At 72.5% G+C, this 21,879-nt stretch carries 20 protein-coding genes; 14 read left to right on the top strand and 6 right to left on the bottom strand.

Annotated elements, in window-relative coordinates; genetic code table 11:
* The first annotated feature begins 59 nt into the window (after positions 1-59).
* A complete protein-coding gene (locus AB0G16_RS06065) occupies positions 60-563 on the top strand; it encodes a MarR family transcriptional regulator (protein WP_362799332.1) in 504 nt (167 codons plus the stop codon).
* Positions 564-698: 135 nt separating this feature from the next.
* Here AB0G16_RS06065 and AB0G16_RS06060 read toward each other — a convergent pair whose 3' ends face one another.
* The 3 genes from AB0G16_RS06060 to pcaD form a co-directional block, all read right to left on the bottom strand.
* Positions 699-1,067 carry an MmcQ/YjbR family DNA-binding protein gene (locus tag AB0G16_RS06060; RefSeq protein ID WP_362799329.1) on the bottom strand — a complete coding sequence of 123 codons (369 nt, stop codon included), beginning with the start codon at positions 1,065-1,067 and terminating at the stop codon, positions 699-701.
* 128 nt (positions 1,068-1,195) lie between these two features.
* Positions 1,196-2,929: a pyruvate dehydrogenase gene (locus AB0G16_RS06055; RefSeq protein ID WP_362799326.1), complete on the bottom strand. Its 1,734-nt coding sequence runs from the start codon at positions 2,927-2,929 to the stop codon at positions 1,196-1,198.
* A gap of 71 nt (positions 2,930-3,000) precedes the next feature.
* Positions 3,001-3,741, bottom strand: coding sequence for a 3-oxoadipate enol-lactonase (pcaD, locus tag AB0G16_RS06050; RefSeq protein WP_362799618.1), 741 nt, complete (start codon positions 3,739-3,741; stop codon positions 3,001-3,003).
* A gap of 152 nt (positions 3,742-3,893) precedes the next feature.
* On the opposite strand from pcaD, the gene AB0G16_RS06045 reads away from it, so the two are divergent.
* The 6 genes from AB0G16_RS06045 to AB0G16_RS06020 all read left to right on the top strand — a co-directional run bounded on the left by AB0G16_RS06045 (position 3,894) and on the right by AB0G16_RS06020 (position 10,851).
* A complete protein-coding gene (locus AB0G16_RS06045; protein WP_362799323.1) occupies positions 3,894-4,826 on the top strand; it encodes a methyltransferase in 933 nt (310 codons plus the stop codon).
* A gap of 333 nt (positions 4,827-5,159) precedes the next feature.
* Positions 5,160-6,611 carry an MFS transporter gene (locus AB0G16_RS06040; protein ID WP_362799320.1) on the top strand — a complete coding sequence of 484 codons (1,452 nt, stop codon included), beginning with the start codon at positions 5,160-5,162 and terminating at the stop codon, positions 6,609-6,611.
* Between the two features lie 480 nt (positions 6,612-7,091).
* A complete protein-coding gene (locus AB0G16_RS06035; protein WP_362799317.1) occupies positions 7,092-9,509 on the top strand; it encodes a nitrate- and nitrite sensing domain-containing protein in 2,418 nt (805 codons plus the stop codon).
* Positions 9,490-9,915 (top strand): roadblock/LC7 domain-containing protein, encoded by a 426-nt coding sequence (locus AB0G16_RS06030; protein ID WP_362799314.1) that lies wholly within the window; start codon positions 9,490-9,492, stop codon positions 9,913-9,915. The genes AB0G16_RS06035 and AB0G16_RS06030 overlap by 20 nt, the downstream gene beginning before the upstream one ends.
* A 38-nt stretch (positions 9,916-9,953) precedes the next feature.
* A complete protein-coding gene (locus AB0G16_RS06025) occupies positions 9,954-10,262 on the top strand; it encodes a DUF742 domain-containing protein (RefSeq protein ID WP_362799311.1) in 309 nt (102 codons plus the stop codon).
* A complete protein-coding gene (locus AB0G16_RS06020; protein WP_362799308.1) occupies positions 10,243-10,851 on the top strand; it encodes an ATP/GTP-binding protein in 609 nt (202 codons plus the stop codon). The genes AB0G16_RS06025 and AB0G16_RS06020 overlap by 20 nt, the downstream gene beginning before the upstream one ends.
* 70 nt (positions 10,852-10,921) lie before the next feature.
* On the opposite strand, the gene AB0G16_RS06015 is transcribed toward AB0G16_RS06020, so the two are convergent.
* Positions 10,922-11,341 carry a Dabb family protein gene (locus tag AB0G16_RS06015; protein ID WP_362799305.1) on the bottom strand — a complete coding sequence of 140 codons (420 nt, stop codon included), beginning with the start codon at positions 11,339-11,341 and terminating at the stop codon, positions 10,922-10,924.
* A 533-nt stretch (positions 11,342-11,874) separates the two neighbouring features.
* Positions 11,875-12,561 carry a helix-turn-helix domain-containing protein gene (locus AB0G16_RS06010; RefSeq protein WP_362799302.1) on the bottom strand — a complete coding sequence of 229 codons (687 nt, stop codon included), beginning with the start codon at positions 12,559-12,561 and terminating at the stop codon, positions 11,875-11,877.
* A gap of 196 nt (positions 12,562-12,757) precedes the next feature.
* On the opposite strand from AB0G16_RS06010, the gene AB0G16_RS06005 reads away from it, so the two are divergent.
* The 5 genes from AB0G16_RS06005 (at position 12,758) to AB0G16_RS05985 (ending at position 19,537) form a co-directional block, all read left to right on the top strand.
* On the top strand, positions 12,758-13,990 hold the full coding sequence (locus tag AB0G16_RS06005) for an acyl-CoA dehydrogenase family protein (RefSeq protein WP_362799299.1): 1,233 nt from the start codon (positions 12,758-12,760) through the stop codon (positions 13,988-13,990).
* On the top strand, positions 13,987-14,847 hold the full coding sequence (locus AB0G16_RS06000; RefSeq protein ID WP_362799296.1) for an SDR family NAD(P)-dependent oxidoreductase: 861 nt from the start codon (positions 13,987-13,989) through the stop codon (positions 14,845-14,847). Before AB0G16_RS06005 ends, AB0G16_RS06000 begins: the two co-directional genes overlap by 4 nt.
* A 180-nt stretch (positions 14,848-15,027) precedes the next feature.
* On the top strand, positions 15,028-16,194 hold the full coding sequence (locus AB0G16_RS05995; protein WP_362799293.1) for a glycosyltransferase: 1,167 nt from the start codon (positions 15,028-15,030) through the stop codon (positions 16,192-16,194).
* Positions 16,182-18,185, top strand: coding sequence for an asparagine synthase (glutamine-hydrolyzing) (asnB, locus tag AB0G16_RS05990; RefSeq protein ID WP_362799290.1), 2,004 nt, complete (start codon positions 16,182-16,184; stop codon positions 18,183-18,185). The genes AB0G16_RS05995 and asnB overlap by 13 nt, the downstream gene beginning before the upstream one ends.
* A complete protein-coding gene (locus AB0G16_RS05985) occupies positions 18,182-19,537 on the top strand; it encodes a polysaccharide biosynthesis C-terminal domain-containing protein (RefSeq protein ID WP_362799287.1) in 1,356 nt (451 codons plus the stop codon). Before asnB ends, AB0G16_RS05985 begins: the two co-directional genes overlap by 4 nt.
* 22 nt (positions 19,538-19,559) lie before the next feature.
* On the opposite strand, the gene AB0G16_RS05980 is transcribed toward AB0G16_RS05985, so the two are convergent.
* Positions 19,560-20,591 (bottom strand): class I SAM-dependent methyltransferase, encoded by a 1,032-nt coding sequence (locus AB0G16_RS05980; protein WP_362799284.1) that lies wholly within the window; start codon positions 20,589-20,591, stop codon positions 19,560-19,562.
* 279 nt (positions 20,592-20,870) lie between these two features.
* Here AB0G16_RS05980 and AB0G16_RS05975 point away from each other — a divergent pair, with 279 nt between their 5' ends.
* A complete protein-coding gene (locus AB0G16_RS05975) occupies positions 20,871-21,182 on the top strand; it encodes a type II toxin-antitoxin system prevent-host-death family antitoxin (protein ID WP_362799281.1) in 312 nt (103 codons plus the stop codon).
* Between the two features lie 2 nt (positions 21,183-21,184).
* Positions 21,185-21,703 carry a type II toxin-antitoxin system RelE/ParE family toxin gene (locus tag AB0G16_RS05970; RefSeq protein WP_362799278.1) on the top strand — a complete coding sequence of 173 codons (519 nt, stop codon included), beginning with the start codon at positions 21,185-21,187 and terminating at the stop codon, positions 21,701-21,703.
* Positions 21,704-21,879 lie beyond the last annotated feature (176 nt).

Here is a 21,879-nt window from a genome sequence, read left to right as displayed (position 1 = left end):
AATATTGTTATGGCCATAACAATATTCACGGCCGACGTCGTTTGAGCAAGACTTGGCCGGTGGACAGAGCAGATCTGCGGTACGCCGCCTACGCCAGGGAACGCCTGGCGGCCATGCCGCCCCCGGCCGACGCGGAGGCCTTCGCGCTGGCCTACAACCTGCTCCAGCTCGCCTACCTGCTCGTCACGGACCTGGAGACGCGGATCCACCGTCCCCGCGGCTGGACCCTTCCGGGCTTCCGCCTGATGTTCAAGCTCTGGCTGCTCGGCCCCACCCGGCCGGTCAGGCTCGCCGAGATCTCCTCGATGTCCCGGTCGGCGGTGACCAACGCCGTCAACACCCTCGAACGCGACGGCCTGGTCGAGCGCCGCCCGGACCCCGATGACGGGCGGGCCGTGACGGTCGGCCTCACCCCGGCGGGCGAGTCCGCGGTCCGGGAGGTCTTCACCGAGCAGACGCGCCGGGAGCGGGAGTGGTTCTCCCCGCTGGCGCCCGGCGAGCGCGGCGAGCTCACCGGCCTGCTCGACCGCATCCTCGAGGGCCGGCCGGGGGACGTCCCCTGAGCGCCGGGGCCGTGGCCCGCCCGGTGGGACACGCGCCCGGCGGCCGCCCGGAGGGGGCGGGCCGTACCCGCCGGGCAGGGGGGAGGGCGAGCCGTGACCGCCGGGCCGGAAGGCGCCCGGCCGCGGTCACCCGGGTCAGGAGGCGTCGAGCCGGGCGACGAGTCTCTTGGGAGCGACGGCGCGGTAACTCTCCTCGACCCAGTCGAGGAGCACCTCGGTCTCCGGGAGCGGGCCGGTCAGCGGGATCGTCACCCATCCCGACCTGCCGAGCCCGTACCGGGACGGCTCGACGCCCGGAAGCGCCAGCGCGTGCCCGTTCGACTCCGGCAGCTTCACGCCGACGCCGGGACGCCACTTCTCCGTCGGCTCCTCGACACCGAGGAAGAGAAAGATCTTCTTGTTCACCTTGACGACCGTGTCGCCCCAGGGGTGATCCTCGTAGGACTCCGGCAGTCGCAGCGCGAACTCGCGCAGCGTCTCGCGGACCTCGCGCCAACCGTCCATGACGGCATTCTGGACCCCGCCACCGACATTTCCCGGCACCGCCCGGCCCGGGACGCCGTCCCGCCGGTGGCGACCACCCGGCTCGCACGGTCTCGGCCCGCGGTCGCCCGGCCCGCGCGGTCGCCCGCTCAGGGGCGCGGAATGCTCCGCAGGTTCGCCTTCGCCATGTCGATCATGCGTCCGACCCCGCCGGTGAGAACGGTCTTGCCGGCGGCCAGCGCGAACCCCTTCACCTGCTTGGCGCTGATGTGCGGCGGCACCGCCAGCACGTTCGGGTCGGTGACCACGTCCAGCAGGAAGGGGCCGGGGGTGGCGAAGGCGGTCTCCAGGGCCCGGCGCACGTCCGCGGGGTCCTCCACCCGCAGGGACGCGATCCCGGCCGCGGCGGCGATCGCGGCGTAGTCGACGGGGGCGTGGTCGGTGCCGAAGTCGGGCAACCCGTCCACCATCATCTCCAGCTTCACCAGGCCGAGCGAGGAGTTGTTGAACACCACGGTCTTCACCGGCAGGTCGTGCAGCCGGACGGTGAGCAGCTCGCCCAGGAGCATGGCGAGCCCGCCGTCCCCCGACAGCGAGACGACCTGCCGCCCCCGGTCGGCGAACTGGGCGCCGATGGCGTGCGGGAGCGCGTTGGCCATGCTGCCGTGCCAGAACGAGCCGATGATCCGGCGGCGGCCGTTGGGGGTGAGGTAGCGGGCGCCCCAGACCGTGCACATCCCGGTGTCCACGGTGAACACCGCGTCGTCGGCGGCCAGCTCGTCCACCAGGTTCGCCACGTACTCGGGATGGATCGGCCGGTGGTGCTCGATGTCGTGGGTGTACGCCTCCACGACGTTCTCCAGCGCCTTGAGGTGCCGCGCCAGCATCCTGTCCAGGTGGCGGCGGTCGGTCTTCCGCGTGACGTGGGGGAGCAGCGCGCGGATCGTCGTGCCGACGTCACCGTGCACGGCCAGCTCCAGCGGGGTCCTGCGGCCCAGCCGCGCCGCGTCGTGGTCGATCTGGACCGTGCGCGCGCCGGGCAGGAAGTCGTCGTACGGGAAGTCGGTCCCGGCCAGCACGACCAGGTCGGCCTCGTGCATCGCCTCGTAGCAGGCGCCGTACCCGAGCAGCCCGCTCATCCCCACGTCGTAGGGGTTGTCGTACTGGATCCACTCCTTGCCGCGCAGCGCGTGACCGATCGGGGCGAGCACGCGCCCGGCCAGCACCATGACCTCGTCCCGGGCGTGGCGGGCCCCGGCGCCGCAGAACAGCATCACCTTCTCGGCGCGGTTCAGCGCCGCGGCCAGCTCGGCCACCTGGTCGGCGGGCGGCGTCACGGTGCCGGTCCGGGTCAGCAGGTCGTGCTCGCCGAGGGAATGGGGGATGGTCAGCTCGGCCACGTCGCCGGACAGGACCACCACCGAGACGCCGCCGAGGCCGATCGCCCGCTGGACGGCGACCCGCAGCACCCTGGGCATCTGCCCCGGCGAGGCGATCGTCTCGCAGAAGTGGCTGCACTCCACGAACGACCGCTCGGGGTGGGTCTCCTGGAAGAACCCGGTGCCGATCTGCGTGGAGGGGATCTGGGCGGCCAGCGCGAGCACCGGGGCGCCGCTGCGGTGGGCGTCGTAGAGCCCCTGGGCCAGGTGGGTGTTGCCGGGCCCGCAGCTCCCCGCGCAGGCCGCCAGGCGTCCGGTGACCTGCGCCTCGGCCGCGGCCGCGAAGGCCCCGGCCTCCTCGTTGCGCACGTGGACCCACTCGATGCCCCCGCCTTTTCTGATGGCGTCGACCACCGGGTTCAGGCTGTCGCCCACCACCCCGTAGATCCGTTCCACCCCGGCCTGGCGCAGGACCTCGATGAACTGCTCCGCGACGGTCGCCATGGTGCCCCCTCGTGTACGGCGTCACCCGGTACGTCACCGTATTTCGCCGGATCACTCCCCGTCGCCGTTCATCACTCCGCGAGGAAGTGGTCCAGCAGGTGCCACGTGACCGTCTTCGGCCGCTCGGCGCTCGCCAGGTGCGCCGCGCCGTCCACGACGACCAGCCGGGAACCGGGGACGCCCGCGGCGATCAGCTCCGCGTGCGCGGGAGGCGTGGCGGGGTCCTCGGCCCCGGCGAGCACCAGCGTGGGCGCGGTGATCAGCCGCAGGTCGGGCCGCAGGTCCATGGCCCCGATCGCCTCGCAGCAGGCGGCGTACCCGGCCGCGGAGACCTCGCCGAGCATCCTGACGTACGGCTCCGCCCCGGTGTGGCCGGGGGTGAACCAGCGGGCCGCGACCGTCTCCGCCAGGGAGGCGGTGCCCGCCTCACGGACCGCCGACGCCCGCTCCGCCCAGGAGGCGGGGGTGCCGAGCTTCGCGGACGTGCACAGCAGCGCGAGCCGGTCGATCCGCTCCGGCGCGTGCGCGGCCAGCCACATACCGATCATGCCGCCGAGCGAGAGGCCGGCGAAGGAGACCCGGGACAGCCCCAGCCGGTCGAGCGCGTCCAGCACGCCGCGGCCCAGGTCGGCGATGGAGCCGTCGCCGCCCTCGGGCGAGCCCCCGTGTCCGGGGTGATCGAGGCGGACGACCCGGAAGCGGGAGGTCAGCGCCTCCATCTGCGGGTCCCACATCCTCAGCGTGGTGCCCAGCGAACCGGACAGCACGACCGGCGGGGCGTCGGGCCGGCCCTCGATCTCGTGGTGCAGCATGTTCACCTGCCGAACGTAAGTTCTCGATACGGACGCATCGGAGCGTAGACGACGACCTCGCCGGAGAAACGTGTCCGGGTCCGGCCATGCCCTGTCACCTCGCCTGTCAAGACGTCTACCATGCGGTCGAGCTCACACCCCTGGAGGGTTCGATGACCGGCAAGAACGCCGTGACCGTGTCCGCCGACGCGTCCGCCGACGCGTCCGCCGACGCCTTCGCCGACGCGCCCGCCGGCGTGCCGGCCGCGGGGGCCGCCGGTGTGCCGGCCGCGGGGTTCGCCGGTGTGCCGGCCCGCGGGTCCGCCTACGTGTTCGACAACGACGGAGATCACTCCGGCGACCAGCACCGCCACCTGGCCCGGCTGCTCGACCCGCTCACCTTCGAACGCCTGGCGCTGACCGGGGTGGGGGCCGGGTGGAACTGCCTGGAGGTCGGGGCGGGCGGTGGCAGCGTGGCGCTCTGGCTGGCCGAGCGGGTCGCGCCGCACGGGCACGTGCTGGCGACCGACATCAAACCCGGCCTGATCCCCTCCAGGGAGGGCCTGACCGTCGTCCGCCACGACATCGTCACCGATCCGCTGCCCGCCGGCGCGTTCGACCTGATCCACGCCCGTCTCGTGCTCAGCCACCTGCCGCAGCGCGACCAGGTCCTGCGGCGCCTGTGCGCCGCGCTGCGCCCCGGGGGCTTCCTGCACCTCGACGAGATCGACATCAGTCGGTGGGTGGCGCCTCCCGTGTCCGGGGGGCACGGCGCGGAGGCCTACGCCGCCTACGTCGGGGCCATGGCCCGTGTCCTGGGCGCCGCCGGGAGCGACCCGACCTGGGGTGCCCGGGTCGCCGGGGAGATGACCCGGGCCGGGCTGGTCGACGTCGATCCGGTGCGATGGTCCGAGGTGTGGAAGCCGGGCTCCGCCGGGCTGGACCTCATGATCAGCAACAGTCACCACCTGCAGAGCCGCCTGACAGAGGCCGGAATACCCCTCGGGCGGCTGCGCGAGGCCCGCGAGGTGATGGCGGCCCCGGGGTTCGAGGCTCCGTCGTTCGAGATCCACTCCGTTCTGGGCCGCCGGGCTCCCGCCGTCTGAGCCCGCGGCGATCCGGCAGTGATCCGGCAGTGACCCGGCAGTGATCCTGCGGCGCTTCGGCAGCGGTGCGGGGCGTTCCAGGGCGTTCCGACGGTTGTCCGGCGGCGGTCCGCCGGGTTTGACTCCCTGTCAGACCGGGGATGGGGACGACCCGCGGGCCCCGCCCCGGCCGCCCCGCGCCGAGGGGTGATCCGCGGGGGACGCCCTCGGTCGTACGGCATCTGACCATGCGATGTGTCGTTCAGACCATTTACGCGTGCTGTGATCTGTGCCACCCTCCCTAACAAAGCTCTAGAAGCGGATTCTAGATTTTGGCTACAGGAAGGCCGGCGCATGGTCGACACGCCCACCACCCAACGCCTGAAATTCGGAGCGCCCCGCAACGGAGAGATCGACGCGACCTCCCGTGCTCCCTACGGCTGGGCGCCCTTCGTCGTGCTCTTCATCGTCGGGCTCGTCGACCGGATCGAACACAACCTGCTCTCCGGCGTCCTTCCCCTCATCCAGGCGGAGTGGGGCTTCAGTGACACCGTCGCCGGTTCCATCCCCACGGCCTCGGCCCTGGCCGCCGCCGTCGTCGCGCTCCCCGCCGGGTACTTCGCCGACCGGCACAACCGCACCCGGATCATCGCCGTCGTCGTCTTCTGCTGGGCGCTGGCCACGCTCGGCTCGGGTCTGGCCACCAGCTTCGCGCTCTTCTACACGATGCGCGTCTTCCTCGCCGCCGCGGAGAGCATCGACAACCCCGCGGCCGGCAGCCTGCTGGCCGACTACTATCCCCCGGTCTCCCGCGCCAAGGCCTACGGCTGGACCCGTATCACCGCCTACCTCGGCGGCCTCGGCACGCTGCTCGGCGGCGTGCTCGCGGGGTCGTTCGGCTGGCGCAGCGCCTTCCTGATCATGGTCGTGCCGGGCGTGCTCACGGCCCTCCTCGTCTGGCGGCTCCGGGAGCCCGTCAGGGGACACCTCGACCGGCTGGTGGCCGAGGGGGCCGCGGGCACCCCCGGCACGGGTCCCGCCTCCGGCGTTCCCGGGAACCTCGGTACCGAGCCCGCCCTCGACGTCGTGGGCGGTGCCGGCATCGGCGCCGGGACCTCCGACCTGGGTGCGGTCGGCGGACCGGAGGGCGTGGGCGTCAAGCCGCCGTTCGGCCGCCAGCTCCGCGAGGTCCTGGCCATCCGTACCCTGCTCGTGGTCTGTATCGGCCTGATGCTGGTCAGCCTGGGCCTGGGCGGGGTCTTCTACTGGCTTCCCTCGCTGCTGGTACGCAACTTCGGCATCGGCATCGCCGCCGCGGGCTCGCTCAGCGGCATCATCACCATCATCGGCGTGGTCGGCGGGACCCTGATCGGCTCGTGGCTCGGCGGGGTCTGGCACGGCACCCGCAAGGGAGGCAGGCTCCTGGCGGGCGGCGGGGGCATCGCGCTCGGCTCGACCACCCTGGCCGTCGCGCTCACGATGGACTCCATCCCCCTGTTCAGCGTGGTGATGGTCGTGGCCAGCGTGCTGACGTCGATGGCCATCCCCAACCTGACCGCCTCCCTGGCCGACGTGGTCCCCGCCGCCTCCCGGGGGCTCGGTTTCGCCGTCCTGCAGCTCTTCCTCACCGGGGGCGTCGCCTTCGGCCCGCTGATCGTCGGCATCGTCTCCGACAACGCGGGCGGCCTGATCAACGCCATGTACGCGCTGATCGTGCCGATGGTCGTGGGCGGCCTGATCACCCTGTTCGCGCGCGGCTTCTACGAGCGCGACGCGCAGCGGGTGATGGAGGCGGCCCGAGGGTGATCCTCGGCCCGCCCGCCCCGGCTCCCCGGCACCGCCCGGGAGCCGGGGCGGGCGGCGGCAGGGGCCCGGCCGCGAGGCCGGGACGTGGGGAGCAGGGGGGACCCGGTCGCGAGGCCGGGGTGGACGGCCGCGAGGGCCCGGACGGGGAGCCGGAGCGGACGGTGACGGGAACCCGGCCGCCAGGTCTGGAGCGCGCGGCGGGAGCGGACCCCCGGGTCCCGGGGGACACGGCCCCGTGGGGCGGGCGAGAGACTCCGGATGAACAGCCGCGATTCATCTCAGGCCCCATTTTTGACGGGAATACCCCACCTGGCCCGTTGTGAACATTGATACTTAAACTTCGCTCCTGTGGCTTGAAGCTAGATCTGTCCCATGGGCATAGTGTGTCGAATCACTTACGTACCGGTTACGGCGTGCGACCGTGGGGCTCCGTTCCCATCGCCGCGGGCCTCGTGAAGAACCGCGGATTGGACAGGTCGAATGAGTTCCCCCCCGCCGATCCGCTCCAAGATCCTCAAGATCCTTCTCGTCCCGACCCTCGCGCTGGTCGCCCTGTGGCTGTTCATGGCGTACTCGACCGTCGCGGAGGTCAGCGCCCTCTCCCAGACGCTGAACCGCTGGGGGGCGATCGGAGCGCCGACGCGGGAGCTGGCCACCGAGCTCCAGCGTGAGCGCAGGCTCACCGCCGAGGCGGCCGGCCGCACGGCGCAGGACAAGGCGCTGGCCGACCAGCGCAGGGCGACCGACGGCAAGGTGGAGGTGGTCCGCGAGGTGATCGCGTCCGCCGCGGCCAACGAGCCCGGCAACGCCCTCGCCGACGTGCGGGCCCTGGAGTCGGCCATGGACGGCCTGGACGCGCTGCGGGTCTCCGCGGACAACGGCTCGATGAGCGCCATCCAGCTGACCGACGCCTACAACGCGTCCGTCTTCGCCGCGACCCGGCAGTTCGGCTCCCCGACGACGCTCCCCGACGTCGCGTCCTTCCGCACCGTCCGCGGTGTGGGCGCCTACACCAACACCGCCGAGTACCTGGGCAGGGAGCAGGCCATCCTCGCCCCCGTGCTGAAGCGCGGCGAGATGACGCAGGCCGAGCACGCCGCCTTCGTCGCGGCGATGACCAGCCGCAGGAACTTCCAGACCAACGCGGACCGGGACATGAGCCCCGAACTGCTGGCGCGTTACCAGCAGGTCGCGGGGGACGCGCCCCACCAGCGGCTCCAGGCGGCGGAGAACACGATCTTCGCGTGGGACCTGAAGGGCAGGCCGCCGCTGGACCCCGCCTCCTGGAAGCGCGACTCCCAGACGGTCCTGGACACCATCGCCCGGCAGACCCAGGAAGAGCTGGTCAGGGCCTCCGCCATGGGCGAGAAGCTCAAGCGCGACGCCCTGCTCCGCATCGCCGTGGTCATCGGCGTGGGCCTGATCGCCGTCATCGCCTCGATCCTGATCTCCTACCGGTTCGGCCGATCCATGATCGCTGAGCTGAGGCGGCTGCAGGACTCGGCCGTGGAACTGGCCGAGGAGCGGTTGCCGAGGCTGGTCGAGCGGCTGCGGAGGGGGGAGGACGTCGATCCGGCGAGCGAGGCCCCGGAGCTGGCCCCGGCGGACACCGCCGAGGTGGACCGGGTCGTGCAGGCGTTCTCCAGCGTGCGGCGCACCGCCGTGGAGGCCGCGGTCGGGCAGGCGACGCTCCGCAAGGGCGTCGGCCAGGTCTTCCTCAACCTCGCCTGGCGCAACCAGGCGCTGCTGCACCGGCAGCTCAACCTCCTGGACGCGATGGAGCGCCGCGTCGAGGAGCCGGAGATCCTGGAGGACCTCTTCAAGCTCGACCACCTGACCACCCGCATGCGGCGGCACGCGGAGAACCTGATCATCCTGTCCGACGCGGTGCCCGCCCGCAGGTGGCGGGACCCGGTGCCGATCTTCGACGTGGTGCGCAGCGCCGTGCTGGAGGTCGAGGACTACACCCGCGTCACCGTCCTGCCCATGCCGCACGCCCCGATGCTGGTGGGCGGCGTGGTCACCGACCTGATCCACCTGATCGCCGAGCTGGTGGAGAACGCCACCGTCTTCTCGCCGCCGAACACCGTGGTCCACGTCCGCAGCATGTCGGCGGCCAAGGGCTTCGCGCTGGAGATCGAGGACCGGGGACTGGGGCTCAACCGGGCGACCCTGGACGAGCTCAACGCCAAGCTCGCCGAACCGCCGGAGTTCGACCTGGCCGACAGTGACCGGCTCGGCCTGTTCGTCGTCGCCCGCCTCGCCTCCCGGCACGGCATCAAGGTCGTGCTGCGGCCCTCGCCCTACGACGGGACCACCGCGATCGTGCTGTTGCCCCCGGCCCTGCTCGCCGTGGAGGAGGTGCCGGTCTTCGAGGTCCCGCAACGGTCCCGTCACGGCGCCCACGCGGCCGGGCAGACGCGGGCGCCGAACGTGCCGGCCGCGACGCCGCCCAGGGAGCTCACCGGCGTGCCGGAGTGGCAGCCGGAGCCGCCGAGGGAGTGGCAGCCCGATCCCCCGAGGGAGTGGCAGCCGGTTCCCGAGCCCGCGACGGAGTGGCAGCCGGCTCCCGAACCGGCGACGGACTGGTTCCCGGCCCAGGAGCGGCAGGAGCAGCCCCCGCCCGTGCTGCCCACCCGGCGGGCGGTCGCCGTACCCGAGACCGACGACGACCTGGACGGGCTCCCGGTACGGGTACGGCAGGCCAACCTGGCACCCCAGCTCCGCCAGGCGCGTTCCTCGGCACAGCGTGACGTGTCGACGCGGACCCCCGAGGAACTCTCGAACCTCATGTCGTCCATGCAGCGGGGCTGGCAGCAGGGCCGTGGCCGGACCGAGCAGGACCAGGACGTGTGGAACCGAAAGGAGAGTCGCCCCGATGCCCGACCCCAGATCTGAACTGAGCTGGTTGCTCGACGACCTGACCCAGCGTGTCCCGGGCGTCCGGCACGCCATCGTGCTGTCCTCCGACGGGCTGGCGATGGGCGGTTCCCGGGAGCTGACCCGGGAGGACGCGGAGCACCTGTCCGCGATCTCCGCGGGGAGCCACAGCCTGGCGCTGGGCGCGGGGCGGCACTTCGGCCTCGGCGGCGTACGGCAGACCATCATCGAGATGGAGGGCGGCTTCCTGTTCGTCACCGCGGCGGGGCAGGGGGCCAGGCTGGCCGTGCTCGCCGCGGGGGACGCCGAGCTGGGCATGGTGACCTACGAGATGGCGCTGATGGTCAAGCGCGTCGGCGAGCATCTGTCCTCCCAGCCGAGGGGGGCCGCGCCGGCGCCCGCCTGGAACGGCGTGAGGTCGTGACAGGGGAGGATCCCGGGCCCCTGATCAGACTGTTCGGGGTGACCGGGGGCAGGGCCCGCCCGGTCGGGGAGAGCTTCGACGTGGTGGCCATCGTCACGACGGTCGACATGCCGTCCGAACCGGTCGGGCTGATGCCCGAGCACCTCGACGTGCTGTCCTCCTGCCGCCGCCCCACCCCGGTGGCCGACGTGGCCGCGTATCTCCGGCTGCCGCTCAACATCACCCGCGTCATCCTCAGCGAACTGCGGCGAGAGGGCCTGGTCACCATCGACCGGCCCCGCCCGGTCGGGAAGACGATCGACGAACGCATCTACAGGGAAGTGCTGCATGGAATACGCGGCCTCTGAGCCGGGGGCGACCCCGGACGACACTCCTGCGATGGCCATCAAGATCCTTGTGGCCGGTGGTTTCGGGGTCGGCAAGACGACCATGGTGGGCACGATCAGCGAGATCAGGCCGCTGCACACCGAGGAGCTGCTGAGCGAGCGCGGCGTCGGCGTGGACGACCTCTCGGGCGTGGAATCGAAGGTCACCACCACCGTGGCGCTGGACTTCGGCCGGATCACCATCCGCGACGGGCTCTGGCTCTACCTGTTCGGCACCCCGGGTCAGGACAGGTTCTGGTTCATGTGGGACGAGCTCTCCGTGGGCGCGCTCGGCGCGGTCGTGCTCGCCGACACCCGGCGCCTGCAGGACTGCTTCCCGGCGGTGGACTACTTCGAGCAGCGCGGCCTGCCGTTCGTCGTGGCGGTCAACTGCTTCGACGGCGCGCGGCGGCACGACCCGATCAAGATCCGGCGGGCCCTGGGCCTGGACGGCGTGGCCCCGATCGTGCTGTGCGACGTGCGCCGGCGCGAGTCGGTCAAGGAGGTGCTGACCACGCTGGTCACCTACTCGGCGGGGGGCGCCTACCAGGAGGCCCACGCGCGCGTCTGACCATCCGCCGTCCGGCTGGACGCGCACCCGGTGGCCCGGGTGCGCCGGAGCGTCCGCGGGGACGTCCCCGTCAGGATCGCGGCTCGTCCTCGGGAACCGCGCCGGCGGCGAACGACGGCACATCGCCCACCAACGTGGCGAGTTCGGGGTTCTCCCGGTAGCTGCGCTCGTGAAGCTCGGCGATCCGCGCGCCGATCCCGGGGTCGTCGTCGTCGGTGATGTCGAAGGACACGAAACGGCCGATCAGCGGAAGGCCCGCCTTCTGGCTCTCGAAGTGCACCGGGTGCACGAGGTACTCCCAGTAGCCTTCGAGATCCTCGATCGCGAACACGGCGCCCCACTCGTAGTCCCCGCCGATGTCGGGGCCCACCACCCAGGACGTCACGGCGTCGATCTCCGATCCTTGAAGGCGCAGCCGGTCGAGCGCCTCCGCGCGTTGCCGGTCGTCGACCTCGGGCCGGAACGTCAGGCGGTTCACGTGGAAGATCATGGTTGACTCCTCGATTCGTCAGGGTGTTGCGCAGGTGGGGGGACGGGGCGGACTCGTTCTCCGCCGTGTCCGTGGGACGGTCGTCCGGCCGGGCAGGCCTCGTGACGGGACCGTCACCGACGCCGACGGCCGTCAGGATCGGCGGCCGTGGTCCAGGCGGCCTCGGCCTCGAGCCGGGTGACGAGCAGCAGGGTGTCGGCGTCGAGCCGGTGGTCGGTGATCAGGCCACGCTTGACGCGCGGCGTGTCGGTCCCGGTGAAGTGCCGGCGGGAACGGAACCGCCGATCAGGACAGAGGTGAGGGCGACGGCGGGGAAGCGGTTCACGGCGACTCCTGGATCGAGTGGTGCTCGGTGGCGACAGCGACCGGGATCCCTGACGGCTTCCAGCCGGCCCCGATGAAGCGTGCGCTGCTCATGACACGACACTGGCAGCGAGGGCCGGGCGTTCGCGTCGGTGGTTCTCACCTATATGGCGCCCGCACGGCGTGATCGGGACCCCTCGGGAAGGTCCGCGAGGAGACGCCGGGAAGTCTCACGAGGGCGTCCGGCCGTCGCCGGCCGGACGCCTGTCGCGTTCGCCGAGGAGCCGCGCGGTCTCCGGGGAGACCTCGGTGGCCAGCACCGCGGAGACGACGTCGACCAGGTGGCTGGTGAAGAGCCGGTCGTCCTTGCCCTCGGGCCCGGCGGCGCGCCGGGCGAGCTCCACGTACGTCACCCGGATGGCCATGAAGCGCTGGTGCAGCCGGGTGACGGCCACCTCGGGCAGCAGCGGGGCCACCAGCTCGCGCCACCGGTTGATGCTCTGCCCGGGATCGTCCTGCCCGCTGCGCAGGGCCGGCCGGCCCGCGCGGTGCACGAGCTGCTCCATGATCCTCAGGTACGCGCGCCCCCCGTCCGGGTCGGCCAGTTTCGCGGCCATCGGCCGCACCAGCGCGCCGGCGAGCGTCCGGCGGGCCTCGGCGCCGTGCGGCGCGCCCCGGGACTCGTACTCGTCGAGGAGCTGGTGGCGGCGGGCCTCGATCTCGGGATGGTGCTTGGCCAGCACCGCGCCCAGCAGCCCGGCTCGGTCACCGAAGTGGTACTGCAGCGCGGTCGAGTTCCGCTGCCCGGCGGCGGCGTTGATCTCGCGCAGCGACACGCCGTCGATCCCCCGCTCGGCGAAGAGCAGCTCTGCCGCCGCCACCAGGCGCCTGCCGGTGGCCTCCGGGTTGGGGGGCATGGGAACTCCTGCCTTGCCGGTGGATGTGCCGATGACTATGGTAATAATGCACGTGTCTCAAATCGTCGAGCAGCCGCCTCAAGGGCGGCGGCACACCGCACAGGATAGAGGCGACCGGCGTGACGCCCGCGACTCCCGGTGATCTCACGCGACCCGCCGACACGCCACGGAACCGGTAACCGGTCAAGGGGAGAGCATGGCCATCGACTTCACCCTCGCGCCCGAGCACGAGGAGATCCGCCGCCGCGTGCGGGCCTTCGTCCAGGAGACCGTCATCCCGGCCGTCGAGGGCCTCGACACGGAGAAGGGGACCGGTCGCGACGAGTACCTCCGTGTCATCTTCGACCTGCGCGCCAAGGCGAAGGCCGAGGGGCTGTGGCTGCCGCACATGCCCGTCGAGTGGGGCGGGATGGGACTCGGCCACGTCGAGCTCGCCATGGTGCAGTCGGAGGCGGCCAGGACCCGGCTGGGACCGTGGGTCCTCAACTGCTCGGCGCCCGACGAGGGCAACATGCACACGCTGCTGCACTGGGGCACCGACGAGCAGAAGGAGAGGTACCTCAGGCCGCTGCTCGAGGGAACCGCGATGTCGTGCTTCGCGATGACCGAGCCAGAGGTCGCCGGATCGGACCCCACGCTCATCCGCACCCACGCCGTCAAGGACGGCGACGAGTGGGTGATCAACGGCCACAAGTGGTTCATCTCCAACGCCCGCCGCGCGAGCTTCGCCATCCTCATCGCCAAGACCGAGCTCGACGTGCCCGAGGGCTCGCGCGGCGGCAACACCGCCTTCCTCGTCGACCTGCCGCAGGAGGGCTGGAACGACGTCCGCGAGGTCGAGACGATGCACGGCTCCACCGGGCACAGCGAGATCGTCATCACCGACCTGCGGGTGCACGACGACCAGATCCTCGGCGGGCGCGGCAACGGCCACCGGCTCGGCCAGTACCGCCTCGGCCCGGCGCGGCTCGCGCACTGCATGCGCTGGATCTCCCAGGCCGAGACCGCGCTCGACATGATGGTCGACCGCGCGCTCAACCGCTACAGCCACGGGTCGCTGCTGGCCGAGAAGCAGGGCATCCAGTGGCTCATCGCCGACTCGGCCATGGAGCTCTACCAGTGCAAGCTCATGGTCCTGCACGCCGCCTCGAAGATCGACAAGGGTGAGGACTTCCGCACCGAGGTCTCGATGGCCAAGCACTTCGTGGCCAACAGCCTCAACCGGATCGTCGACCGCGCGATCCAGGTGCACGGCGCGCTCGGCTACTCGACCGACACCCCGCTGGCGAACATGCTCCAGCACGCCCGATGGGCCCGGTTCGCGGACGGTGCCGACGAGATCCACCAGATGCGCATCGCCGAGCGTACGATCGCGGCGTACCGGAGCACCGGATCGACCAACGCCGCCACCGGAGGACTGCCGCTGTGAGCACGCAGGAGACGACCAGGGGAACCGGCGACGGCGCGAGCGGCGGCACGGGGGGCGGGCTGCTCAGCGGCCTGGTCCCGCAGCCCGCGATACAGGCGGCCAACACGGTCCGCGGCGACGACCTGGAGGGGAGGGTGGCCCTGGTCACCGGCGGGAGCAACGGCATCGGCGCGGGTGTGGCCCGGCGCCTGGCCTCCGGCGGGGCCCGCCTCGTCCTCGCCGACATCGACGACGCCGCGGGCGAGAAGCTCGCCGGAGAGCTGGACGCGACGTTCGTCCACTGTGACGTGTCGCGCCCGGAGGACAACGAGGCGGCCGTGGCGACCGCGGTCGAGCGGTACGGCAGGCTCGACCTCGCCTTCCTCAACGCGGGCATCTCCTCGGGCTGCGGGGTGGGCGAGGACTTCGACCTCCGGCGCTACCGTCTGGCGATGGGCGTCAACCTCGACGGCGTCGTGTTCGGGGTACACGCCGCCCTGCCCGCGCTGCTCGCGGCGGGCGGCGGCACGATCGTGGCCACCGCCAGCATGGCCGGCATCGTCGGCATCCCGTCCGACCCGATCTACGCCGCCAACAAGCACGCGGTCGTCGGGCTGGTCCGCACGCTCGGCCAGGACCTCCAGTCGCGAGGGGTCAGGGTGCAGGCGCTCTGCCCCTCCTTCGCCGACACCGCGATCCTCGGCGAGGGCAAGGCCGTGCTGGAACAGCTCGGCTTCCCCGTCCTCGACGTCTCGGACGTCGTGGAGACGTTCATGCGGCTGCTCGACAGCGAGGGCACCGGCGAGTGCTGGTTCGTGATCCCCGGCAGGGAGAGCCAGCCCTTCGCCTTCCGCCGCGCCCCGGGACCGCGCACCTGACGCGCCCCCGGCGGATCGGCGGTCCACGGCTCCCGTGGCCGTCGCCCACCGGTTCGAGGGCTCCCGGGCGGCCGCCGTCCCACGCTCCCGGTGGCCGCCACCCGCCGGGCCACGACACGCTCACCGCTCACGCCGATCTCCTGGGCGCCGGCGACCGTCACCGAAAGTAAGATCACGGGCGTGAAGAGTGGCCGTGAGCTGATCCTGTCCGGGAAGGCGCCGCCCGCGAGGGTCCGCCGGGTCGTGCTGCTGACCGGGCAGTTACGGGTCGGCGGCACCGAGAAGCAGATCCATCTCCTGGCCATCGGCCTGGCCCGCAGCGGGGTGGAGGTCGACGTGGTGACGTTGCACTCCGGGGGACCCTACGGCGACGCCCTCGAACGCGCCGGCATCTTCGTGCACAACGCCGGGTTCACGGCGCTGTCGACGGGGATCGCCGCCCTTCCCCGCAACCTGCTCGCGGCGGCGCGCCTGGTCAGGACCGTGCGGCGGCTCAGGCCGGATGTGCTGCACGCCTTCCTCTACCACGCCTACGTGATCGGCGCGCCGCTCGCCTGGCTCGCCCGGGTCCCCGTCATCGTGGCGGGGCGGCGCAGTCTGAGCGTCTTCAAACGGCTCCGGTACGGCAGCCGCCCCCTGGAACGCCTCGCCGCCCGGCTGACGCGGCACGTGGTGGCCAACGCCGTGGCCGTGGCGGAGGACGCCAGGAGGGTGGAGGGCCTCGCCCGGGAGAAGATCAGTGTGATCTACAACGGCCTGCCCGAGTCGGCCTTCCTGCCCGTCGCGCCCGCGCCGATCGCCACCGACCTGCCGGTCGTGTGCTGCGTCGCCAACCTGATGACGTACAAGGGACACCGCTTCCTCGTCGAGGCCGCGGCGCTGCTGGCCGCCCGGGGCAGGCCGTGCACACTGGTGCTCGCGGGAGAGGGCCCCGAGCGCGACGCCCTGGTGCCGCAGGCGGCGGCCCTGGGGGTGGACCTGCGCCTGCTGGGCCTTCGCCGGGACGTCGAGGCCCTGCTGCACCGGGCCTCGGTGGTGGTGCTGCCCTCCCTGCACGAGGGGATGAGCAACGCCGTCATGGAGGCGATGGCGGCGGGCAGGCCGATCGTCGCCACCGCGGTGGGCGGGACGTGCGAGCTGTTGCGCGGGCGCGGCCTGCTGGTCCCCCCGCGGGGGGCGGGGGAACTGGCCGACGCCCTGGAGCGCGTACTGCGCGACCCCCGCCTGGGAGCCTCCCTCGGCGGCGCCGCGCGCGCCTGGGCACTGGACAACCTCCGGGTGGACTCCATGATCGACCGCCACCTGGAGCTGTACGGGCGCCTGCTGGAGCAGCGATGTGCGCGATAGCCGGCGCCGTCCGCGCGGACGGGGTGGACCCGGCCACGGTCCGCGCGATGTGCGAGACCATGGTGCACCGCGGCCCCGACGGTGACGGCCTGCACGTGGAGCACTCGGCCGTGCTCGGCGCGCGCCGCCTGGCCGTCGTCGACGTGGCCGGCGGCGACCAGCCCGTCCGCAGCGAGGACGGCCGCGTCGTCGCGGTGTTCAACGGCGAGATCTACAACTTCGCCGAGCTCCGGGCCGAGCTGCTGGCCAAGGGGCATCGCCTTGCCGCCGGCGGCGACTCCGAGTGCCTGGTCCACCTGTACGAGGAACACGGCGACGCCCTGGTGCACCGGCTGCGCGGCATGTTCGCCTTCGCCCTGTGGGACGGGCACCGGCGCAGGCTGCTGCTGGCGCGCGACCGGGTCGGCGAGAAGCCGCTCTACTGGGGGGTCCGGTCCGGCTCGCTCCGCTTCGCCTCCGAGCTGAAGGCGCTGATCGCCGACCCGAAGTGGCGCGGCGAGGTCGACCCGGTCGCCCTGCACCACTACCTGACGTTCCAGTACGTCCCGGCCCCCTGGTCGATCGTCGAGGGCATCGGCAAGCTCCCGCCGGGCTCGACCCTGGTGTGGCAGGAGGGCCGCGTCCGCGTCGACCGCTACTGGCGGCTGGACGCCACCCCCCGTCCGGTGGCCGACGCCGGGGAGGAGGCGGACCGGCTGCGCGAGCTGCTGATGGAGGCGACCCGGCTGCGGATGACCGGCGAGCGCCCGATCGGCGCCTTCCTGTCGGGAGGGGTCGACTCCTCCGCCGTCGTCGCGGCGATGGCGCGCCAGTCCTCGCGGCCGGTCCGCACGTTCTGCGTCGGCTTCGACCATGCCGCCTTCGACGAGCGCGAGCACGCCCGCCGGGTGGCCGCCCTCTACGGCACCGACCACTCGGAGCTGACGCTCTCCGACGCCCCGCTGGACGTGTTCCCCGCCCTGTCCTGGCACTTCGACGAGCCGTTCGCCGACTCCTCGGCGATTCCCAGCCTGCTCGTCGCCCGGATGAGCGGCCGGGAGGTGACGGTGGCGCTCACCGGGGACGGCGGGGACGAGTCCTTCGGCGGCTACCGCCGCTACCTGATGCTGCGGCGGGCCGCCCGGCTCCGGGCGCCGCGGGCGGCGGCGCCGCTGCTGGGGGCGGCGGGCAGGAGCCTGCAGGTCCTGTCGCGCCAGGGGTCGATGCTCCGCAGGGCGGGCTGGGGCATGGAACTGGCCGGGCTGCCGGCGGCCGACAGGTACACGCGGCTGATGTCCTACTTCACCGGGGAACAGAAGTGGGAGGTCTACACCCCGTGGCAGCGGGGCCGGGTGGGGGGTGTGCGCAGCGGCGCCCTCGTGGAGCGGGCCTTCGCCGAGTCCTCGGCCGGCTGCGACCTCACCCGGTTCATGGACGTCGACGTCAACACCTACCTGCCCGGCGACCTCCTGGTGAAGACGGACCTCAGCACGATGGCCTGCTCGGTCGAGGCGCGCTCCCCGTTCCTGGACCACGTCCTGATGGAGTGGGCCGCAGGACTGCCCGGCGAGCTGAAGATCCGGGGCGGGACGACGAAGTACCTGCTCAAGCGCGCCCTCGCCGACTGGCTGCCGGAGGACCTGCTGCGGCGCCCGAAGATGGGTTTCGGGGTGCCGCTGGCCTCCTGGCTCAGGACCGGGATGCGTCCCCTCGCGCATGACCTGCTGACCGACGCCACCGCCCGCGACCGGGGAATCTTCGACCCGGGGGCCGTCGCCCGTCTGCTCGCCGAGCACGCCGCGGGCCGGGACCACTCCGACCGCATCTGGGCACTGCTGCAGTTCGAGCTCTGGCACCGCACCCACCTGCCCGCCCACCTGCCTGCCCGCCCGGCCGCCGGCCCGGTCGCCGGTCACCGTCCACCCGTGCGGCCGGCCGCTCCTGTCGCCGTCGTCCCGCCCGTCCCCGCTCCTCCGGTCGAGGACGACCGGTGGCACCCGCGGCCCGCGTGAGCGCTCCGTCGCCTTCCACGTCGTCCTCCCTACCGCCCCCCGCGTCCGCGACGGGACGTCGCGACGCGACCGCCGCCCGCCTGGTCCACCTGCTCCTGACCCGCGTGACCCTCGCCGTGGCCGGGGCGCTGACCAGCGTCGTCGTGGCCCGCGCACTGGGGCCGGAGGACCGCGGCGTCTACTGGGTGGTCGTCACGGTCGCGATCACGGCGGCGGCCGTCGGGAACCTGTCGGTGGAGAGGTCACAGACGGCCCTGTGGACGCGGGAGGGCCGCCGACCGGCGATCTCGGCGAACGCGCCGTGGCTGGGACTCGCCGTGGGCACGGTGGCCGCGGTCGTCGCGTTCGCGGCCGTCCTGCCTCCCGGCACCGCCGTGACGGTCGTCGCGGACCGCCCCACGCTGGTGTGGGGGCTGGTCGCGGTGCCCGTCATGACGGCGATCGTCTACGTCGGCAACGTGCACGTCCTGCGCGCCCGCACCGGGGTCGTCGACCGGGGCTCGCTGGCAGGGGCGGCCGTCCAGTGCTCCGCCCTGGCGGCCCTGGCGCTTCCCGGCCGGCTCACCGTCGAGGGGGTGGTGATCGTCTGGACCCTCTCCGCGGTGGTGAACCTGGTGTTGTTGCTGCCGTCCCTGCCGGTACGCCGGCCGCGCGGGCGGAGGCTGGCCGCCCGCACGCTCTCGTGCGGGCTGCGCCACCACCCGGGTTACGTCTGCCACTTCCTGTTGCTGCGGCTCGACATCCTGATCCTGAACGCCCTGGGCACGCCCGCCGCCGTGGGCGTCTACTCCATGGCCGTGACGCCCGCCGAGCTCCTGCGGGCCATGACCGGCACGGTGGTCCAGCTCGCGCTCCCCCGGCAGATGGAGTCGAGCCTGGAGGAGGCGGCGGCGTACACGGCGCGGACGATCCGGATCACCGGTGTCCTGGCCGTCTCGTCGGCCGTCCTGTTCTGCCTGGCGGGCCCGGCCCTGGTGGTCGCCGCCACCGGCCCGGCCTTCGCGGGGTGCGTCGTCCCGATGCTGGTGCTCGCACCGGGCGTGGCGGCCGCGGCGACGGCGGCCCCGGCCGCGGCCTACCTGCTCCGTCTCGACCTGCCGTTCCTCGCCGCGCTGGTGTACGGCGCCGCGCTGCTGGCGAACCTCGTCCTGAACGTCCTGCTGATCCCCCCGATGGGTGTCACGGGGTGCGCCCTGGCGTCCACGATCGCCTACACGATGCTGGCCGCCGCCCAGGTGGGCTGGTTCGCGCACTCAGCCGGGGTGCCCCTGCGCCGGCTGGTCCCGGGCGCCGCCGAGGTAGGTGAGATCGTCCGACGGCTCCACGGGCTCCTGCGCGCCGGCCGTCCCTGAGGGGTCCCGCGCGCCCGTCGGCTCAGGAGGTTCCCGCCCGCCGGCCGACCGGCCGATCAGTTCCGTCCGGCCCGCCGGGCCCGTCCGGGCCGTCCGATCCGCCCGGTCGCCGGAGCAGGTACTCGTTGCAGCCGAGCCCGCCCGCGCACGTCTTGAGGGCCAGGAGGTCGAGATCGTGCGCGCGGGCGCGGGCGAGGACCCGCTCGGGCCGGGAGACCTCGAAGGGGTAGCCGCCCACCCAGTCGAGCAGGTCGTGCCGGCGCGACATGCCCCGCGGCTGGACGTCCGCGGGGCCGGCCCCGCCGCGGAGCAGCCGCGCGACCGCGAGCAGGGGCCATGCCCGGTAGACGTAGACCGCGCTCCCGGCGATCAGGGCGCCGCGGGTCACCGGCCCCGACCGGTTGTAGCGCCGTTTCACGGCGGTCCAGACCCGGCTCTGCCTGCCCTGGTCGTTGTAGAGCGAGACGAACAGCAGCCCGCCCGGGGCGACGAGTCCGACGGTGGCGTCGAAGGCCCGCCACATGTCCCCGGTGTGGTGCAGCACCCCCCAGGCGTACACCACGTCGAAGGTCCCCAGCCGCGCGAGACGGCCGCCGTCCAGGATCGACCCCTGCTCGATCGTCCAGCAGGCACCGGCCGATTCCCGCGTGACCTTCCGTGAGGCGTCGGCCGACTCCCGTTCGACCGCCGGGGAAACCTCGGTCGCTTCCCGCTCGACCGTCAGGCAGGACTCGGACGTTCCCCCCTCGGCCGTCCCGGAGGCCTCGGGAGCGAAGGCGTGCCGTAGCCGTACGGCGGCCTCCACCGCCTCGGCGTCGGCGTCGAAGGAGTGCACGCGCGCCCCGAGGCGGTACGCGGCGAGCGAGAACAGGCCGCTGCCGCAGCCCACGTCGAGGAAGGTGTGCCCGGCGAGGTCCTCGACGCCCAGGGTCGCCCGCAGCGAGTCGACCGCGCGCCGGACGCGGTCTTCGTCGACGAGCCCGACGAAGGACGTCCAGTTGCGGCCGAAGGCGAACCTGTCACCCCGCCTGACCTGCAGAAGGTTCTCGTCCACCGTCGTCTCCTGTCACCTGCCGCGCGAGGACCGCCGTACGATGATCGACAACGTACCGTGGCCTGCCGATCACCCCGTGGAGGCGGTGCCGGAGTGGCAGGCCGGGTCGATGGTCCGGCGACGGCCGGTTCGCGGCACGCCTCACGGGCGGCCCGGATCTTCGTCCACCGATGCCGTGAACCCGGTCCGAGGCCGTGGCGGACCCGTCCGATCGGCTCGACGATCGAGACTTCGGACCTGACGCTCGCCGTTCTGCACAATTTTCTATATAGTTTGCGCATGGCTGTTCTTCATGACGCGACCGAGCTCACGGTCACCGAGGCCGCGCAGCGTGGGGTCGCTCGTCTGGTGGCCGACGCCGAGCACGGCGCGGATCTGGTGGTGACCCGCCGGCATCGGCCGGTCGCAGCCGTCGTGAGCATGCGACGTCTCAACGAACTGGAAGAGGCCGCAGCCGATCTGCGGGATCTGGCGTTGGTGCTCGTCAGGGCCGCCACCGACAGCGGTCGGCGGACGTCGATCGACGATGTCCTTTCCGCTTTCGGGCACACCCGTGAATCGCTGGCCACGATTCCGGACGACGACGAGTAGCGATGTCCGACGTCGTATTCACCGATCCGGCCATTGATGATCTCCGGAAGATCGGTCCGGATGCCGTCCCCAAGATCCTGAAGAAGATTTTCCTGCTCCTCGAGAACCCCGAGGCCGGCTACCCGTTGGGCGGCGAGCTGACCGGGTTTCGCAAGCTCGTCGTCGGGCGGAACACCTGGCGGGTCGTCTACCGGATCACCGATGACAAGGCGGTCGAGATCTGTGAGGTCTGGGCGGTCGGGGAAAGGGCCGACGCCGAGGTCTATGCGGAAGCCAAAGCGCGGGTTCGGGCAGTCGGTGGTGCTCGTCCTGACATCGTGCGTCTTGGTGAGGTCATCGACCGCCTGGGAACGCCGACCGACCACATTCATGTCGAAAAGGTGCCCGTGCGGGAGCCGGTTCCCGACTGGCTCGCCGATCGGTTGATCCATACGGTCGGCATGGCTCGGGAGGATGTGGCCGCGCTCGGCCTGGAGGAAGCCGTCGATCTCTGGACGGAGTTCCGTTCGGGGCCGCGTTAGCCCGTCGCCGTTCACGGGCTGGAACGACGCATGGCCAAGGCAGCTCTCAACGCCGGGCTACCGCGAGGACAGCGGCACCCGTGACGCCACGTCATACGTTCACACCGGGAATGTCACGCCCGGGTCATGACGTGGTCGCACTGCCCGGCGAGGGCGGTGGCTGATGGGATCGACGG

Source organism: Streptosporangium sp. NPDC023615, assembly GCF_040640155.1.
In the GTDB taxonomy this organism is placed as follows: domain Bacteria; phylum Actinomycetota; class Actinomycetes; order Streptosporangiales; family Streptosporangiaceae; genus Streptosporangium.
The sequence above is the reverse complement of the archived record's forward strand: the minus strand, read 5'-3'. Positions and strand labels throughout refer to the sequence as shown.

Coding starts and splice junctions, on each gene's coding strand:
- AB0G16_RS06060 (WP_362799329.1), bottom strand. CDS start 1,067: ATGGACGGTTGGCGCGAGGTCCGCGAGACGCTGCGCGAGTTCGCGCTG.
- AB0G16_RS06055 (WP_362799326.1), bottom strand. CDS start 2,929: ATGGCGACCGTCGCGGAGCAGTTCATCGAGGTCCTGCGCCAGGCCGGG.
- pcaD (WP_362799618.1), bottom strand. CDS start 3,741: ATGCTGCACCACGAGATCGAGGGCCGGCCCGACGCCCCGCCGGTCGTG.
- AB0G16_RS06045 (WP_362799323.1), top strand. CDS start 3,894: ATGACCGGCAAGAACGCCGTGACCGTGTCCGCCGACGCGTCCGCCGAC.
- AB0G16_RS06040 (WP_362799320.1), top strand. CDS start 5,160: ATGGTCGACACGCCCACCACCCAACGCCTGAAATTCGGAGCGCCCCGC.
- AB0G16_RS06035 (WP_362799317.1), top strand. CDS start 7,092: ATGAGTTCCCCCCCGCCGATCCGCTCCAAGATCCTCAAGATCCTTCTC.
- AB0G16_RS06030 (WP_362799314.1), top strand. CDS start 9,490: ATGCCCGACCCCAGATCTGAACTGAGCTGGTTGCTCGACGACCTGACC.
- AB0G16_RS06020 (WP_362799308.1), top strand. CDS start 10,243: ATGGAATACGCGGCCTCTGAGCCGGGGGCGACCCCGGACGACACTCCT.
- AB0G16_RS06015 (WP_362799305.1), bottom strand. CDS start 11,341: ATGATCTTCCACGTGAACCGCCTGACGTTCCGGCCCGAGGTCGACGAC.
- AB0G16_RS06010 (WP_362799302.1), bottom strand. CDS start 12,561: ATGCCCCCCAACCCGGAGGCCACCGGCAGGCGCCTGGTGGCGGCGGCA.
- AB0G16_RS06005 (WP_362799299.1), top strand. CDS start 12,758: ATGGCCATCGACTTCACCCTCGCGCCCGAGCACGAGGAGATCCGCCGC.
- asnB (WP_362799290.1), top strand. CDS start 16,182: ATGTGCGCGATAGCCGGCGCCGTCCGCGCGGACGGGGTGGACCCGGCC.
- AB0G16_RS05975 (WP_362799281.1), top strand. CDS start 20,871: ATGGCTGTTCTTCATGACGCGACCGAGCTCACGGTCACCGAGGCCGCG.
- AB0G16_RS05970 (WP_362799278.1), top strand. CDS start 21,185: ATGTCCGACGTCGTATTCACCGATCCGGCCATTGATGATCTCCGGAAG.